This is a genomic window from Blautia sp. NSJ-175, assembly GCF_022867815.1.
In the GTDB taxonomy this organism is placed as follows: domain Bacteria; phylum Bacillota; class Clostridia; order Lachnospirales; family Lachnospiraceae; genus Blautia; species Blautia celeris.
This window is the reverse complement of record NZ_JALIFQ010000019.1, coordinates 89,682-105,818: the sequence shown is the minus strand read 5'-3', so window position 1 is coordinate 105,818 and position 16,137 is coordinate 89,682. Positions and strand designations below refer to the sequence as shown.

The window sequence follows — 16,137 nt, the reverse complement described above, 5'->3', positions numbered from 1 at the left end:
TCGATCACACCGCCGACCAGTGTTACCAGGATACCCTGTGCCTGATAGCTCTTAACCAGGGCAACTGCTTCCTCTTTTGTAGGAGCGCTTCCCAGGATAACAGCAACACCGGGGATATCGCCTGTTACAAGGGGTACACCCAGCTCACGAATCACAGCATCTGCCAAATGTCCGTAGCAGGGCTCTGTATACGGCTCTGCACCGTCCATATATTTCAGAACTTCGATGAACTCTGCACAGAGAGCGGTCGCTACACCTGACATAAATACATCATTTAATCTCATCTCTCTTGTCATCAGAGTTTTCACTACACCTAAAGCTTCTTCTAATTCTCCTAAAGTTTTAACCTTCACGCCTGTCACTGCATAGTAGCATGGTAAGCAGTAAGCGGTGTTCGGGAAGCTGACAGCCTTGTCAGCACCGTGCTGTTCGATGGCAGCATTGACAGCGCCTTCTGTCAGCCCATACACTGCGTCATTTCCGCTAAATACGGTTTCAAATAATGTCACTGTTTCATCCTCCGCAAATGATATTTTCTTGGTAAAAGCGAATCTTTTTATATTCCCAGAGCCGCACGTTTTTCTTCTATTCTGGCGATCATGGCATCGCCCAGTTTTTCAATATCTTTCTCCACGGTGTACGCTGCTTCCACCCACTTGCGGACACCCTCTGTCAGCCAGTATGTGACCTCAGAGGAACCGCTGACCTGCGGGTCTACACCCAGGAATGTATCAATCCCCGTGGCAACCACATAGTTTCCGATGGATACGGCTTTCTCTGACATCCATTCCGGCGCGCATCCCACAACGGGAAGCTTGGAGATGGGCAGCCCGGAATCCTTTGACAGCTCAGACGCCAGGACCATCATACGGCTGATATCCACACAGGATCCCATATGCAGGACAGGCGGAATATCTGCCAGCTCACAGACTCTCTTTAAACCGGCTCCGCACAGGTCTTTTGCCCTCTTATCCATGAGTCCGGCCCTTGCCGCTGCCTGGGCGGAACATCCTGACAAGATCACGATGATATCGTTTTTGATGAGCTTTTTCATCAGCTCAATATGCGCGTAGTCCGGGCGCACCCTTGGATTGTTGCAGCCGACCATAGCTACAGCGCCCCGCAGCACGCCGGATGTGATACATTCCAGCAGCGGTTTCGTGGTACCCAGCACGTCCACCTGTGAGTTTGTGACACCGTCCAGAGTCTTGACTATGGCCTCCACGGAATAGCCCACCGTGGCCTTTTGCTTTAACTGCGGAATATGTACCAGCTCCTGTTTTCTGTTGGCAAAATTCTCAACCGCTGTGCGGACGATCTTCTTAGCATTCTCCCCTGCTGTCTCTGCGTTAAAACGGATGAAATCGGAATCCGGCATCTGCGCAATGGGGGAGGTGGTGATAAACTTGGTATGGAAGCATTTGGAGAGAGGGCCCAGTGCCGGGAAAATGCACTGTACATCCACTACAATGGCTTCACAGGCACCGGTCAGCACCACATTTTCCTGCTGCAGGAAATTTCCCGCCATGGGTACGCCTCTTCGCATAGCAACCTCGTTGGATGTACAGCAGACGCCTGCAACGTTGATCCCGTTTGCTCCCATGGTTTTTGCAAGTGCCACCATCTCCGGATCATCGGCGTATTCGCAGATCATCTCGGAAAGACTGGGATCATGTCCGTGTACAATGATGTTGACCTGATCCTCTTTCATGACACCCAGATTAGCCTCTGTATCCACCGGTTTCGGTGTGCCGAACATGACGTCTGAAAATTCCGTGCCGCACATGGAGCCGCCCCATCCGTCAGACATACCGGAGCGCAGAGCCTGACGCACCAGTGCCTCCGGTTTGCTGGAATTTCCCATATGTGTCATATGCATGGCAGTGGAAACTTCACGGTCAATGGCTCTCGGCTCGATCTCCGCGTCATGCCAGAGCTTCTGTGTATGCTCCGGCGCACGTTTCAGCCATCTCTGCACACCGAAGGGTTTTCCGTATTCCATAAGGGCCAGCTCTGACATCTCATGTGCCAGTTCATAGATATCCCGGCCCTCTGTCTCTACGCCCCATTCTTTTGCGATGCGGATCAGTTTCTCCGCGTCCTTTACCTTATAATTGCCATCCGGTGCCACCGTGTGCAGGGTATGGCAGATCTCACGCCCATGGTCTGAATGGGTGGCTGCCCCTCCTGCCGTAAAACGCAGAAAATTCCTTCCCGCAATGCCGTGTGCGTCACAGCCGCAGATACCTCTCGGCGCCTTTTTTGTGATCCGGCAGGGTCCCATGGAACAGATACGACAGCAAATGCCCTCCTCGCCGAATTTGCAGTGGGGTGTCTGGTTCTTCACGCGCATCTGCCAGGAATCCGCACCGACCTTTGCCCCTGTCTCCAGCAGCCTGTCTGTGGCTGCCTCGAATTCTTCTACTGTTGTCAACCTAAACGAACTCATCCTTATCCTCCTGAAATATTGTATTTGTCTATATTATAACAACCCCGGGCAGGGGTTCCCATCAACGTTTTATTGACTGTCTTCAACGTTTCATTGATGGGGTATGCAAAAAGAAAGACACACCTCATTTGCGGTTCTGAGATGTGTCTTTCTTTATGAGTGAATTCGTGATTATTGTAACATACCGTTTCTTCGTTGATAATAAACAAAACGTTTCAAGCATGCAACGAATCTCTGAGGCGTTTCACCTCTGTATGGAATTTTTCCTGATTTCCTCCAGCCAGTACATCACATGGTTGTGAAAAAGGCTGATATCCGGGTTCTCTGCCTTTCCCTCCCGGGTCAGCATATAGGTCTCCCAGTAGAAAGGCCCCTCCTCAAAGGGGAGCATGACCAGATCGTCCTGTTTCATGTCATCAAAAATAAAATCCACAGTGACAGAGATGCCTTTGTTCTGCTGAACCATTTTATGGCACAGACTGAATCCGCTGGTCTCGAAAACGATATCCGGCTTAAATCCTGCCAGCCTGCACTGGCTCAGTATCAGGTTATGGATATTAAATTCCGAGCTTTCAATGTAAAGCTTTTCCCCCTCCATATCCTTTATGGAGACGGTTTCTCTCCCACTGAGAGGATGCTGCCGGTTGACCAGCAGTTTAATCTCGTACTTTTCCATAAATGTAGCCCTTGTGTTTTTCAGCAGGCCGTTTCCCACTGTAAAGGCCACATTTCCCTCTCCCTCCTGGAACAGCCTTTCCACCTGGCGGTCAGGATATTCCCGGTAATTGAATTTAATATGAGGATACTTTTTCTTAAAATCCACCAGGCATTCCGGAGTCACAAGCCTCAATATGCCGTAGGCGGACAGCAGGTCGATCTCATGGTTCTGCCGCTGTTCAATGCAGCGGATCTCGCTGCATATGGAGTGGTAAGAATTCAGAAATTCAGGGAGCCTGGCATACAGATAAGCGCCTGCTTCCGTGAGACTGATTCCCGTACCTGTTCTGTTTAAAAGAGAGGCGCCCATCTCACTCTCAATATTTTTTATGATCTTGCTGAGACCCTGAGGTGTCATATACAGAGCGTGTGCCGCCTTTGTGATACTTTTGTGCTGGCACACGGTTTTAAAATACTCCAGCTCCTTTATATTCATCTTCTCACCTTTTGGCCGGAAAAGGACTTCCGGTCTCTCCCTATTTAATCAAGCTCAATTTCAATGAGTTCCGCTGCCGGAAGTTTTTTCGTGGAGGATGCCTTATATTTCTTAAGCTCTGCCGCGGCTTCCTTTAACGGAATATTGGTTCCGGCTCCCGCCATACAGCCGCCCGGGCAGCCCATGCCTTCTATGAGGCAGCCATTCATTTTTCCGGCTTTGGCAAGGGTCAGCACTTTCTTACACTCTGCCAGACCCTCTGCATGTTCAATATGTACCGGGACTTCCGGGTGGTATTCCTGCAGGCATTCCTCAATCGCCTGGGCCACACCCCCGGCTATGGCATAACCTCTTCCCGCTGCGGTTGCATTGTGCAGGCTGCCCTGTTCTTCCATCATTGCCGGATCTATTCCCTTTGCGTCAAACATTCCCTGCAGTTCTTCAAAAGTAATGACAAATTCCACATCACTGCGGACGTCCGTTCTGGATGCCTCCAGTTTTTTCGCCGCACAGGGACCGATGAAGACCACACCGGCATTGGGGTATTTCTGTTTGATACTTCTGGCAGAGGCGACCATAGGGGTCAGCTCTTGGGATACACTGTCAATCAGATCCGGGAACTGTTTTTTTGCAAGCATGGACCAGGATGGACAGCAGGACGTGAGAAGAAAGGGCAGTTCTCCGGTGCTCACCTTTTCCGCATAGTGATGAGCTTCCGCGATTGCTCCGATGTCCGCGCCAAGCGCTACCTCATACACTTCCTTAAAGCCGAGTTTTAAAAGCGCGGCCTTGAACTTTGCCGCAGTCACGTCTTTTCCGAACTGGCCTACAAATGCAGGCGCCACTTCGGCAATGATCTCTTTTCCCTCACGCAGTGCCCTGGAAAGCTGGAAGATCTGGGACTTATCCGAAATTGCCCCGAAGGGACAGCTCACCATACACATGCCGCAGGACACACATTTTTTCGGGTCAATGGCAGCTCTGCCCAGATTGTCGCTTCCGATGGCCTTGACGCCGCAGGCCCTGGCACAGGGGCGTTCCATTTTGGAGATGGCGTCATAGGGACAGATGGCCTTGCATTTGCCGCATTTGATACATTTTTCCTGATCGATCACAGATTTTCCATTCACTATAGATATGGCATTTTTTGGACATACCTGTTTGCAGGGGTGGGCCACACAGCCTCTGCACATGTTGCTGACTTCATATTTGTTGGGCTCGCAGGCATCGCAGGCAGAAGGGATGACCTGCATAAGAGGCGGCTCATAATATTTTTCATCTATGTTACTGTTTTCCATTCCTGCAGTGATATGGACTGCTTCATTTTCCGGGCGCAGGGACATACCCATGGCAAGGCGGACACGCTCGCTGGCCACCGCTCTCTCCCTGTAGATACTCTCCCTGTAAGTTGCCCTCTCCTTTACAATATGATACGGGATGGCTTCTATCTCATCATTGAAATTATCCTTTGTGGATGCAAAAGCAACCTTGCAGATTTCTGTAAATACTTCACGCCTGATCTTCTTTACCGGGGTTTCTACACTTCTCATTTAAAATCTCCTGTTCTCAATCATGCTCTAATACCATCTATCCGCACATTAAATGGTTAGAATCTATCGTTTACATATCTTGCGTAACTGTGGTCAGTTACTATCTTTCATTCTATGAAATATCAGGAGAAATGCAAGTTTTTTATTCAATACACTGACCGGTCCATTCTCTTATAGGACAGGCATATGGGTTTTCCCGTCCACGGGTCCCGGCTGATACTGGCATCCAGGGAAAATACATCCGCCAGGGTCTTTTTCGTCATGATTTCCTCCGGGGTACCCTTATAAAGCACTCTGCCTGAGCGCATGGCGATCATCCAGTCTGAAAATCTGGCCGCCAGATTCAGGTCATGGAGGACCATAGCAATGGTTTTTTTCTGTTTTTTATTCAAATCCTCCAGAAGCTCCAGCACCTCAAGCTGATGCGTCATGTCCAGATAGGTGGTTGGCTCATCCAAAAGGATGAGAGGCGTATCCTGGGCAAGGGCCATGGCGATCCAGGCCCTCTGCCGCTGTCCTCCCGAGAGCGCGTCCATATCCCTGCCTGCAAGCCCCTCCATATCCGTAATGGAGAGCGCCCAGTCAACGGCCTCATGATCCTCTTTTTTCAGCCGCCCGAACCCTCTTTGATGGGGATATCTGCCGTAAGACACCAGCTCTTTGACCGTCAGGCCCCCCGGCGCCTGAGGCCCCTGGGGCAGGATCGCCATTTTTTTTGCCACCTCCACTGTGGACATTTTGGCGATCTGGCTGCCGTCCAGAAACACATGGCCCTCCCGGACAGGTGTCATGCGGGACAGGGCTTTTAAAAGAGTGGATTTCCCGCAGCCGTTAGGTCCGATGATCGATGTCATGTTTCCTCCGGGAATCTGCACATCCATAGCCGGGATGACAATATTTTGATGGTATGCAACGGAAATGCCTTCTCCTGTAAGTACAGCATCCATATAAAAATCTCCTTTACGTTTTAATCAGCAGATACAGAAAATAGGGGGCTCCGATCACGGCAGCCACGATTCCGACGGGAATCTCCCTCGGCGACAGCAGCGTGCGGGATATCAGATCCGCATATGTCATCAGCACAGACCCGGTAAGCACAGTGGCCGGAACCAGGATTCTGTAGTTCGGTCCCACCAGACGGCGTGCCATATGAGGGCAGACCAGGCCTACAAAGCTCAGTCCTCCGCCCACCGCACAACAGAGGCCCGACATGGCGATGGCTGCACCGAGAAGGACCACGGTCTGCCTGGACACGGCTGCTCCAAGTCCCACAGCCGTCTGATAGCTTAAGGACAGCACATTCAGCGTGCGGCTTTTATAAAAAACAAACAGTCCAAGGAGCAGAAGGCTGACAAAAAGCAGCCGCACATTCTGCCAGTTCGCTCCCCATATGCTGCCGGACAGCCAGTTCTGCACAAAGGCATAATCGCTGTCCGGCAGGCGCAGCATTAAAATGGTGGTCACACTGGACACGGCAGTGGAAACCGCCACCCCCATCAAAAGCAGCCTGCGGGGTGAAATCCCCTGTCCTGTGCGGGCCAGCCGGTAATCCAGCACAGCCACCGCCATGGAACCGGCAAAAGCCAGTACAGGAAGCAGCACAGTAAGGCTGACAGAGCTTTGCGGCACCAACACCAGAAACGCTGCCACAAAAAGCCCGGCACCCGCATTGATTCCCAGGATTCCCGGCTCAGCCATATCATTTCTCGATACACCCTGGATCACACATCCGGAGACCGCCAGCCCCACGCCCACCAAAAGACTGGTGAAGATTCTGGGAAGCCTCAGGTTCAGAAGTGTATAGCGGACACTTTTTGTGCCTCCGCCCTTTAAGATCTCCCACATTTCCTCCGGGCTGATTTTCCGGTATCCCGCATTTATCTCCAGCCATATGCCTGCAAACAGCAGGATGATCAGGATCATAAATACCGTAACCATACGGATCCTGCGTCTTCTCTCACTCAAAAGTCCTCTCCTCCTTCCTGGCTGTCCAGATAAAGAACGGCACCCCCACCACAGCAAAAACAAGGCCGATGGGCACTTCACCGGGGGCATTTATCATTCTGGAAAGAATATCTGCCGCCAGCATGAAGAAAGCTCCTGCCACCATGGAACAGGGAATCACAGACCTGTAATCCGCACCTGTAAAATACCGCACAACGTGAGGTACCATCAAGCCCACAAAAGCCACCGGACCGGCAAGCGCCACGGAACCGCCCGCAAGCAGCAGGACCACAAAAAGGCAGACCGTCCGGGAGCGTTCCACGGAAAGTCCCAGCCCTCTTGCCGCCTCCTCCCCCAGACTCAGCAGTGCAACTCTTCCTGAAAGAGCCGCGGCTGCGGCCAGTCCCAGAAGGATCACCGGACCGGCGAAGATGAGCTGTTTTCCGCGTATTCCCGCCACGCCTCCCGCAGTCCAGAAGGTGAGATTGTAACCAATCTTACACAGAATCGCCACTGCCTGACTCAGGGATGAGAGGAAGATACTCACAGCGCTTCCCGCAAGCACAAGCCGCACCGGGTCCAACCCGCGCCTGTTCAGGCTCATAAGCCCATATACAGTAAACATAGCCCCTGCTGCCCCCAGAAAGGAAAAAAATACAACACCTGAGAACCCCAGCCCCGGCAGGAATGCCAGACAGAGTGCCAGCGCAAAGGAGGCTCCCGCGTTGATTCCCAACAGTCCGGAGTCTGCCAGCGGGTTCCTGGTCACCCCCTGCATCATGGCGCCAGCCGCTGAAAACGCTGCTCCCACCAAAATACAGCCCGCTGTCCGCGGTATCCTGAGTTCCCGTATGACCAAATGCTGCCGGTCGGTAAGATCCGGCCGGAGCACCGCATCCAGAATCTTCCCGGGAGGAATGCCCGTACTTCCGTATAATATGGAAAGGACTGCGGCAAGTAAAACTGCCGCAGCTCCTGCTGTCAAAAAACATACTGTCTTTCTTTTCGCATCTCTGCCCATTATTTTCCCTCAAATCCTCTGAAGAAATCAATAAAGATATCAAGCTGCGCATTGTAGGTGATCGGGTCCCTGTGCATGAAGGACACCTGCTCATAAGGGAGCACTCTTCCCTCCTGCACGGCCTCCAGGCTGTTCCAAAGCTTGGAATCCTCCACAAAGGCACTGTCCGTATCTGCCAGCACGCCATACAGGATAAAATCTCCTGTGTATTCAGGCAGCGCTTCCAGGGAAACCACCTGATACTGGGTATCCCCGTCCACCATATCTGCCTGCACTGCCTCAGGCGCTTTCAGCTCCCACATATCGTATAGAATGGAACCGCCTCTTGCGAAATGGCTGCCCATGGTGTAGATCTGCTGAGGCCATACCTCCACAATGGATACTGTCCTGTCACCCACGATTCCCCGGATTTCCTCTTTGACGTCAAGCGCCCGCGCCTTAAAATCAGCAATGTATTCCTCTGCTTCCCCGCTTTTTCCCACCAGGTCCGCAATATACCGGAAGACTTCCTCATCACTGCGCTTTCCGTCCTGAATATAAACCGTAGGGGCAATTTCGGAATATTTCTCATAATCTGCCTCTGTGATGGTTACGATCAGGTCCGGCTCCTGCGCAGCGATCATTTCCAGGGAAGTCTCCGCGCTTGTAATGTCCATCTCCCGGATTCCCTCTGTCTTATCCGCCAGAAACGGATTCGACAGGGAATACGGGGACGCGATGGCAGGCTTTACGTCCACAGCCAGAAACTCACCCAGATAATAGTCCGTGACAATGTTCTCCGGGTTTATGGGAATCTCCACCTGTCCCTTATCTGTCTCCACTGTCCGCATGCCCTCTTCTGCATCCCGGGAGGCGGCATTTTTCTCAGGGCCTTGGGCTTTCTGAGCGGTACTTTCATTTTCTGTGTCCACCTTGTTATTTCCCGATTCTCCGCCTTTTCCGGAACAGCCTGTCAGCATGCCCACAGCGGCAAGTACGGCAATGGCCGGCGCCAGTCTTCTCGTCCTATTCATCATAATGTCTTCCCTTTCTCGAAACGGCATATTTTATTCTTTAGTTAGTTACAGCTAATTGACAGCAGTCATTCTAGCATACTATACTATTTAAGGCAACATTTTTTTGCAATTGCACCTGATCGGAATATATCTGTCACCGTATGAAAAAACGATATTTTTTGTGGTAAACCTCTGAAGCTGAGGGATAATAAGACTGCGGCCCTGTATAAAACGGACTTCCGCACACGGGACCTGTACAGCAGGCTGCCGTATTTTCAGAAAAGGAGTATGGAAAATGAGTATACAAAGTCATCGTGAATTTCAAGACAGGATTTGGCAGAACCTGGGATTCACCTCACATAAAGAGAAACACTGCACCCGATATGCCAATGAAAATCGGCCGGAAGACGGAACCTGCCTTTTATATGAGCGGCCCGGCCTGTATGCTTTTACTGTGGCCGACTATACGGTATCTGCCCCTTTTTCCCTCGCCTTTGCGTGCCGTGATACGCAGCTCCGGTTCGGCAGTTTCTATGACGGCAGGACACAGTTTGATATGGAAGGAATCTCTGCCCACACCTCCACCCCGGCATCCTTTCTGGTGCGGGAGGAGAAGGTGAGAGGACAGCAGTTCTGGAATGCCGGACAGCACTGCAGGGGAATCGAGTTCGCTGTATTTCCTGATTTTGTAAGATACTTAAAAACCATTGACCCTCATGCTTCTGTACTGGACAGTCTCTCCAAAAACCGCACATACCATGCACTGCCCCCGGAAATCGTCACCGTGCTGCACCGTTTATTTAAAGTGGCGCAAAACGGCAGCCTCACCCCGCTTATGCTGGAAGGCTGCCTGCTGCAGTGTATGGACATTCTGACAAATGCAGTAAAACAGGGAACGTTTTCTGCACCGGATGTGATGCCCACCGTATATTTGGGTAAAAGAAAAATCACCTTTGATGAATTCGACCTGCTGGCTGTCCAGCGGGCAAAAGAAATTCTCACAGAAGACCCTGCCAATGCCCCCACCATTTCACAGTTGAGCAGACAGGTTTTTCTCAATGAGCAGAAACTAAAGGCCGGTTTTTCCATGTGTTTTCACATGACAATCGGCCGGTATCTGAAGGAATGCCGTATGGCCAAAGCGGCTGCCCTTCTCACCTCCACCTCCATGAGTGTCCGCAAGGTCGGACAGGCTGTGGGATATACAAGCTGCGCATCCTTCATCAAAGCCTTCCGCCGGCACTACAGGAAAACACCTCAGGAGTTTCGCTGTGCAGATTCGGAAAAATAATCCTCCGCCAGTATGGCATACCCTGCCGCATCACAGCGGCCCTGGTTATTCCAGTCTGCCTGTCTCCTGGTGCCCTCGTATTTCATCCCGCATTTTTTCATCACTTTACCGGAGTTGGCATTGCGGGGGTCATGACGGGATTCCACGCGGTTTACCTGCACATCCTCCATGAAAAAGCGGATCACTTCTTTCAGGGCTTCTGAGGTCACACCCCGGTGCCACCATTTCCGGCCGATGCAGTAACCGATGTGGACCATTTCTATGGAATCATCTTTTGATACGACAGAGATAGAGCCTATGGGTTCCTCTCCGTTTTCCTTCAGAGTGATCGCCCACTGGTAAAAATCCTTCTCCCCATAGTGGAAGATCCACTCCTCCAGAACTTCCCCGGATACCTCCGGGCTCTTGTGGGCAGGCCACATAAGATAGGCTGTCACCTGCTCATCCTTTGCCCAGTTATGAAACATCGCCTCTGCGTCGTGCATGGTAAAACGGCGCAGCACCAGCCTTTCTGTCTCCAGTTCCTCTGTTCCTCTGTGCTGCATATCCTGCTCTCCTTTCTTGTTAAAACAACTCGTCCAGCAATACATAATATCTGATCTTATCCCAGTCCGGGGCCATTCCCAGTTCCTCAAAAAGCAGATTTACATATCCCTCATTTTTTCCTGTATTGTACTCTAAGCTTCTCACGCACAAGGCAATATCCTGCCAGATATCCGCTGTCCCCGCTCTTCCCAGGTCTATAAAACCACTGATTTTGTTATCCTCTGCAAAAATATTCGGCAGACAGTAGTCCCCGTGTGAGAACACCGTCTCTTCTTCCGGCCTGTGTTCCTTCAGCCACAGAAGAAGTTCCTCAGGATTTTCAAATTCCTCCCTCCCATAGGTGTCCGGCTCATGGTCAAACTGCAGGCCTTCCGACACACGCAGGGATGCCTGTTCCAGTTTGTAATCCAGATGCCGCTTAGACGGGCAGCCGCTTACGTCCACTGTCCACAGCATTTTCAGCCCTTCTGCCAGAAGATGCACCAGAAGCCTTGGACTGCTGAGATACACCTCATCACAGAGCATTTTCCCCCTGGCTCTTGTCATCAGAAGGTATCTCATATCACCGCTTTTCTCCGCACAGATGATTTCCGGAACAGGGAGTCTGCCCTGCAGCCATCTGAGCATTTCGTGTTCACTGCGGGACTCGTTTTTCTCCCGCTCTGCTTTTAGTACCATATCAGTAAAGCAGAATATTTCCGAACCGGATCTGCCTATGGTGTCTTTCCTGTATTCCCGGTGTTCCGTATATTCTCTTATACGCTCCGGAAGTGCTCTTTTCATATCAGCCTCTCATTTCTGTGTCAAAGTAAATTGGAAAATCGCTTTCGGCAGACAGCGGCGTGCAGACTGCCGGAATGACGTCTCAAAAACACTTGGATCAAATCTGTTTTTTCATAAAGATCAAATCTTTATCTGTCTCAAAACCGTTTTTTTCATAAAAATGTTCGGTCGCATTTCCACGCAGGGTCATGAGCTGAACATTCTCAATGTTTCTTTCGCGGAGCCGCCGCTCAAATTCCCGGTAAATTTCAGAGCCGATACCGTTTCCTCGGCTGGTATTTCTTACACAGAATTCTTTTATCTCAAACAACACCCCGTCATAAAACTGCTCGGCAAACCCAAGCACCATACCACATAACACGTCCTCCTCATACGCGCAGATCCCGTAAAAGGTTTCCGCTTCTGCCATCTGCCGAAGCCTGGTTCCCGCAGTCTCCGGGGTCCAGGCATCGTTCCAGGGCGGCGCATTAAAGGTCTCCACATACATGGCTGCAAGGGATGCCAGATCCTCTTTCTCAATCTCTTTATATGTAAGCATTTATCTGTCCTCCTTTTTCATGGGCATTCTTCAGGGATCAGTCAAACTGTGTCTTCCAGTGCTCTGCCCCCGCTGCCTCAAAGCACATGGCGATCTGTTCCTTTGTATTTTTATCCTCCGCAAGAGGCGGCAGCTCATCCATGGAAAAGTAGCCGCTGTCCACCGTTTCCAGATTTTTTTCAAAATGTCCGCCGATCACGGTGCAGAGTATGATGACTTTGCAGATTTTATATGCGTACCGGGGCTGGTTGTGTTTTTCCCTGTCCTGGATGGCAATGACCAGATCCGCTGTCACGTCCAGACCGGCCTCCTCCTTCACCTCTTTGATGGTATTCTCCTTCACAGACAGATCCACATCCACCCATCCGCCGGGCATAGACCACCTGCCGTCATTTTCCTGTACCAGAAGGATCTTGTCCCCCTCAATTATGGCTGCCCTGCAGTCCATCTTCGGCGTCTGGTAACCCACCTCACAGCAGAACAAGTCTTTTGCTTTCTCAAATGGCATATCTGCCTGCTGGCTGATCATCTCCGCCGAAATTTCCCGGATTCGTTCAAAACGCTCTATATCGTATTTATCTTTACAGTAATATAAGGCACTCTGGGCAAGACTCTGCAGCTCTACTGCCCAGTCCAGCCAGTTTTGTTTTTCGTCTTTCATATGTATTGATCGCAGGTGGGCCGCTTTTATTATATTGCGGAAAGCCGAGGCTTTTAGCCCGTCTGCTGCTCCTTTCGTCGTTCTGTCTGTTTCCATTTAAATAATGGAATCGTTCCGTTTTGTTTTTATTTTATACTTCCGAGCGCCACGCCAAGGGCAAGTCCTATGGCAATGCCTGTGCCCAGGTTTCCGAATATGGTTTTTCCAAAAACCACACCGAAAATAATCCCCATACTGATACCCATAGCCAAACGCCGGCCCTTTTCGCTCTCCTCCAATTCATTGCCAGGTTCCTCTTCCGGTTCATTGTCGGGCATCCCTTTTGTCTCGTTATTTTTCTCCTCTTCCGGCCCGCTGCCGGAATCAGCTTTCGCATGATTGCCGGTCCGGCTTTTTTCTTCATCCTTCATACTTCTTCTGCCTCCTCAGCAAGCTTCTTATCTTTTTTTATCTGCTCCCTTTTATCCACTCCATCCGGAACAAAACGAAAGACAACAAACTCCGCGTTCTCCTCCGTGTCATTCTGAAATGTATGGATCGAATTTTGCACCCGCACAATCTCTTTTTCCTTTGCCCAGTCTGTGCGGACTTTCCCCTCTTCCTTCCACTTGCAGGTCAGAATCCCTTTTGTCACTACCAGGATTTCCTCTATTTCTGAATGGTAATGCCACTCCTGAACCGCCCCTGCCGGAAGGCTGTTCAGATGGACTTCACATTCCGGATAGATGAAATAATCCACTGCTGTGCGGTTTTCCTTTACTGTGTGTATCCCTTTCCCCTGGCGGTCTATTTCCAGTCTTTCTCTCATATTATCCCCTCTCCCCTTTCACTCTGCCTATTTTGTAATTTTTAAAGCCGCCGGAAGCAACACTGTGAACAGCAGGAATCTGCCACTTGTTTTGATTATACAGGATTCCCCGCCTATTGACAATGAAACTCCTCAGAGTTTCCATTTACACCTGTCCTCAATCTATGATAGACTTATCCATATCAGGCAGAATAATATCTGCGCTCCGCCCAGCTTACATTATGAACAGACCAGATCCCGCAGTTGGAGAAAGAACTTGACTGCTCCTATCAGGCCGAACCCATGGAGGGCATATTTAAGGAAATTGTATCCTCACAGCTTCTCGCGTGTAAAAAAGATTCCGCACATTATATGTGGTACACCTTCTGGTTTCTGATCCGAAAATCTGACCGGACTGTTGTAGGCTCTGCAAGCTTCAAAGATATTCCCGATGAAAAGGGTGAAGTGGAGATCGGTTACGGCCTTGGAAAAGCTTTTGAACATAACGGATATATGACGGAAGCTGTGAAAGCTCTGTGCCGGTGGGCACTTGGTCAGAACGGGGTACAGCATGTGACCGCAGAAACGGATCCGGAGGGTTCTGCCTCTCAGAATATATTGAAAATATGCGGTTTCACAGAGTATAAAAGAGATGAAACGATATGGTGGCGTCTATAGAATTGATATGTCAGGAGAAGAAAAATGAGTGACAGACCTGTTTTAAACAAGCATCTGGACGGAGATACTTTCCGCAGTTATTACTATCTGAAAGAGGAGTTAACCGCGTTCTGCCGTCAGAACGGCATACCAGCGTCAGGCGGAAAACTGGAGCTGACTGACCGGGTCGCGCACTTTCTGGACACAGGAGAAATTTCTTCTGCTTCCAAAAAGCCAAAAACAAAACCCGTGTACACAGAAATAACGGAAGATACCCTCATTGAACCAAATTTTGTCTGCTCTGAAGTACACCGGGCATTTTTCCAATCCAGAATCGGCAGCGGCTTCACCTTTCTGGTCCCCTTTCAGAAATGGCTGAAAACCAATACGGGAAAAACGTATCAGCAGGCCATTGAAGCTTACTTTCAGATACAGCAGGATAAGAAAAAAGGCAGAACAGCCATTGACCGCCAGTTTGAATACAACACCTATATCCGAGACTTTTATGCAGAAAATACCGGCAAATCATTGGAGGATGCTATTAAATGCTGGAAATATAAAAAAAGCCTTCCGGGCCACAACCGTTATGAAAAATCAGACCTGAATATTTTATAGTATAAAACAGCCGTACGGCAGCGATTGTCTTCCAATACTGCACGGCTGCCGCTCTTACTTTTCTTCCAGCAATTCCACGCTGCACACATTTTCTCTTTGCTCTAATGAAAGTGTAATATCCTCCTTCTGTCCACCCTTGCTGCTCACTCTTATTTTCAGCACAGATTTATTTGTTTTCGGCAGATGTATGATTTCACCATTTTCATCTGACAATTTACCGTTCAGTACCCCATCCGGCAGCCAGTAAATTGTATTACTGTTTTGAAAGACATTTTCCGGATATATATGCTCTCCGGTTTCTATTGTATAAAAAGCTTCCGCTTCCCCAGTATCCAAAGTCAGCATATATCCCATTCCCAGAGGCGTAAACTGTTTTTTCAGAATTACACTCTCGCCTGTTTTTAATCTCACTTTACCGGAAATACCCGAAGCATACACAAGAACATTCGGGGGACTTACCATAACCGCTGTGATTGCTGTGATCAAAAACACTAAGACAATGGCTGCTGCCCTGTAATACCATTTTCTTTGTTTTCTCCTCTTTTCCTCCAGCCCGGAATAACATGCAGACATAACTTTTACTCTTTCTGCCTCTGAAAATACAATATCCTCAGCCAGAGGTGCCAGCCTTTCAAAATCCACGTTCCCGTAACCTTTATTCCCTGTTCTGTTCATACCTATCCCTCAACCTTTTCCGCGCTCTTTCCAGCCTTTTCTTCACAGCTCCTTCTGAAATCCCCAAAAATCCGGAAATTTCTCTGCAGGAATATCCCTCTATGTAATATAAGATAAGCGGTTCCTTGTCCTTTTCCTTCAGTTCAAGGAGTGCATTCATTAACCCAATATCCTCTGCACTGTGAGGACAGGAGGTCAAATCCTCATAAGTGGTTGTGGGGTGCATTCTGCGAAACCGCAGCATGTTTTTGCAGATATTGATATTGACCCGAATCAGCCAGGCTTTTTCATGCTCTTCATCCCCAAAACATCTATCTGCAGATAAATATCTGATAAAGGTATCCTGTACAGCGTCATTGGCATCCTGTTCATTACAGAGCATTAATACTGAAATTTTATATAACATCTGGCTGTATTTGAGAAACAGATGCTGTAAATGACTTTCTTCCATATCTTTTTTATAACTCCTTTA

At 49.7% G+C, this 16,137-nt stretch carries 18 protein-coding genes and 1 pseudogene; 3 read left to right on the top strand and 16 right to left on the bottom strand.

Features of this window, described 5'->3' with window-relative positions:
- The 8 genes and pseudogenes from MUB35_RS23410 to MUB35_RS23375 all read right to left on the bottom strand — a co-directional run.
- Positions 1-509, bottom strand: a pseudogene (locus tag MUB35_RS23410) (acetyl-CoA decarbonylase/synthase complex subunit alpha/beta); the annotation flags it as partial.
- A 47-nt stretch (positions 510-556) separates the two neighbouring features.
- Positions 557-2,449 (bottom strand): anaerobic carbon-monoxide dehydrogenase catalytic subunit, encoded by a 1,893-nt coding sequence (gene cooS, locus MUB35_RS23405; protein ID WP_033142448.1) that lies wholly within the window; start codon positions 2,447-2,449, stop codon positions 557-559.
- A gap of 244 nt (positions 2,450-2,693) precedes the next feature.
- Positions 2,694-3,602: a LysR family transcriptional regulator gene (locus MUB35_RS23400; RefSeq protein ID WP_148392149.1), complete on the bottom strand. Its 909-nt coding sequence runs from the start codon at positions 3,600-3,602 to the stop codon at positions 2,694-2,696.
- A gap of 44 nt (positions 3,603-3,646) precedes the next feature.
- Positions 3,647-5,152 (bottom strand): 4Fe-4S dicluster domain-containing protein, encoded by a 1,506-nt coding sequence (locus MUB35_RS23395; protein ID WP_033142450.1) that lies wholly within the window; start codon positions 5,150-5,152, stop codon positions 3,647-3,649.
- Between the two features lie 146 nt (positions 5,153-5,298).
- Positions 5,299-6,099, bottom strand: a complete 801-nt coding sequence (locus MUB35_RS23390) for an ABC transporter ATP-binding protein (protein ID WP_148392145.1) — start codon at positions 6,097-6,099, stop codon at positions 5,299-5,301.
- Positions 6,100-6,112: 13 nt separating this feature from the next.
- The gene (locus MUB35_RS23385; protein ID WP_244806930.1) at positions 6,113-7,117 is read right to left on the bottom strand and encodes a FecCD family ABC transporter permease; all 1,005 of its coding nucleotides are present in this window, start codon (positions 7,115-7,117) and stop codon (positions 6,113-6,115) included.
- The gene (locus MUB35_RS23380; protein ID WP_033142453.1) at positions 7,110-8,117 is read right to left on the bottom strand and encodes a FecCD family ABC transporter permease; all 1,008 of its coding nucleotides are present in this window, start codon (positions 8,115-8,117) and stop codon (positions 7,110-7,112) included. Before MUB35_RS23380 ends, MUB35_RS23385 begins: the two co-directional genes overlap by 8 nt.
- Positions 8,117-9,133 carry an ABC transporter substrate-binding protein gene (locus MUB35_RS23375; RefSeq protein ID WP_244806929.1) on the bottom strand — a complete coding sequence of 339 codons (1,017 nt, stop codon included), beginning with the start codon at positions 9,131-9,133 and terminating at the stop codon, positions 8,117-8,119. The genes MUB35_RS23380 and MUB35_RS23375 overlap by 1 nt, the downstream gene beginning before the upstream one ends.
- A 274-nt stretch (positions 9,134-9,407) precedes the next feature.
- On the opposite strand from MUB35_RS23375, the gene MUB35_RS23370 reads away from it, so the two are divergent.
- Positions 9,408-10,403, top strand: coding sequence for a helix-turn-helix transcriptional regulator (locus MUB35_RS23370; protein ID WP_244806928.1), 996 nt, complete (start codon positions 9,408-9,410; stop codon positions 10,401-10,403).
- Here the strand turns inward: MUB35_RS23370 and MUB35_RS23365 are convergent.
- The 6 genes from MUB35_RS23365 to MUB35_RS23340 all read right to left on the bottom strand — a co-directional run bounded on the left by MUB35_RS23365 (position 10,370) and on the right by MUB35_RS23340 (position 13,739).
- Positions 10,370-10,948 carry a GNAT family N-acetyltransferase gene (locus MUB35_RS23365; protein ID WP_033142456.1) on the bottom strand — a complete coding sequence of 193 codons (579 nt, stop codon included), beginning with the start codon at positions 10,946-10,948 and terminating at the stop codon, positions 10,370-10,372. The two genes, MUB35_RS23370 and MUB35_RS23365, sit on opposite strands and share 34 nt — an antisense overlap.
- A 19-nt stretch (positions 10,949-10,967) precedes the next feature.
- A complete protein-coding gene (locus tag MUB35_RS23360) occupies positions 10,968-11,732 on the bottom strand; it encodes an APH(3') family aminoglycoside O-phosphotransferase (RefSeq protein ID WP_244806927.1) in 765 nt (254 codons plus the stop codon).
- Between the two features lie 97 nt (positions 11,733-11,829).
- On the bottom strand, positions 11,830-12,270 hold the full coding sequence (locus tag MUB35_RS23355; protein ID WP_148392133.1) for a GNAT family N-acetyltransferase: 441 nt from the start codon (positions 12,268-12,270) through the stop codon (positions 11,830-11,832).
- Positions 12,271-12,307: 37 nt separating this feature from the next.
- Complete coding sequence (locus tag MUB35_RS23350) at positions 12,308-12,931, bottom strand: NUDIX hydrolase N-terminal domain-containing protein (protein ID WP_148392131.1); 624 nt, start codon at positions 12,929-12,931, stop codon at positions 12,308-12,310.
- A gap of 125 nt (positions 12,932-13,056) precedes the next feature.
- The gene (locus tag MUB35_RS23345; RefSeq protein ID WP_199687341.1) at positions 13,057-13,341 is read right to left on the bottom strand and encodes a hypothetical protein; all 285 of its coding nucleotides are present in this window, start codon (positions 13,339-13,341) and stop codon (positions 13,057-13,059) included.
- A complete protein-coding gene (locus MUB35_RS23340; RefSeq protein ID WP_054353334.1) occupies positions 13,338-13,739 on the bottom strand; it encodes a cupin domain-containing protein in 402 nt (133 codons plus the stop codon). The genes MUB35_RS23345 and MUB35_RS23340 overlap by 4 nt, the downstream gene beginning before the upstream one ends.
- Positions 13,740-13,982: 243 nt before the next feature.
- On the opposite strand from MUB35_RS23340, the gene MUB35_RS23335 reads away from it, so the two are divergent.
- Together MUB35_RS23335 and MUB35_RS23330 are read left to right on the top strand one after the other, a co-directional pair.
- Positions 13,983-14,396, top strand: a complete 414-nt coding sequence (locus MUB35_RS23335; protein ID WP_331477618.1) for a GNAT family N-acetyltransferase — start codon at positions 13,983-13,985, stop codon at positions 14,394-14,396.
- Positions 14,397-14,420: 24 nt separating this feature from the next.
- Positions 14,421-14,990: a DUF6434 domain-containing protein gene (locus tag MUB35_RS23330; protein WP_244806926.1), complete on the top strand. Its 570-nt coding sequence runs from the start codon at positions 14,421-14,423 to the stop codon at positions 14,988-14,990.
- Positions 14,991-15,044: 54 nt separating this feature from the next.
- On the opposite strand, the gene MUB35_RS23325 is transcribed toward MUB35_RS23330, so the two are convergent.
- The gene (locus MUB35_RS23325; protein ID WP_033142466.1) at positions 15,045-15,665 is read right to left on the bottom strand and encodes a hypothetical protein; all 621 of its coding nucleotides are present in this window, start codon (positions 15,663-15,665) and stop codon (positions 15,045-15,047) included.
- A complete protein-coding gene (locus MUB35_RS23320) occupies positions 15,646-16,116 on the bottom strand; it encodes an RNA polymerase sigma factor (protein WP_033142467.1) in 471 nt (156 codons plus the stop codon). The genes MUB35_RS23325 and MUB35_RS23320 overlap by 20 nt, the downstream gene beginning before the upstream one ends.
- Between the last annotated feature and the right edge of the window lie 21 nt (positions 16,117-16,137).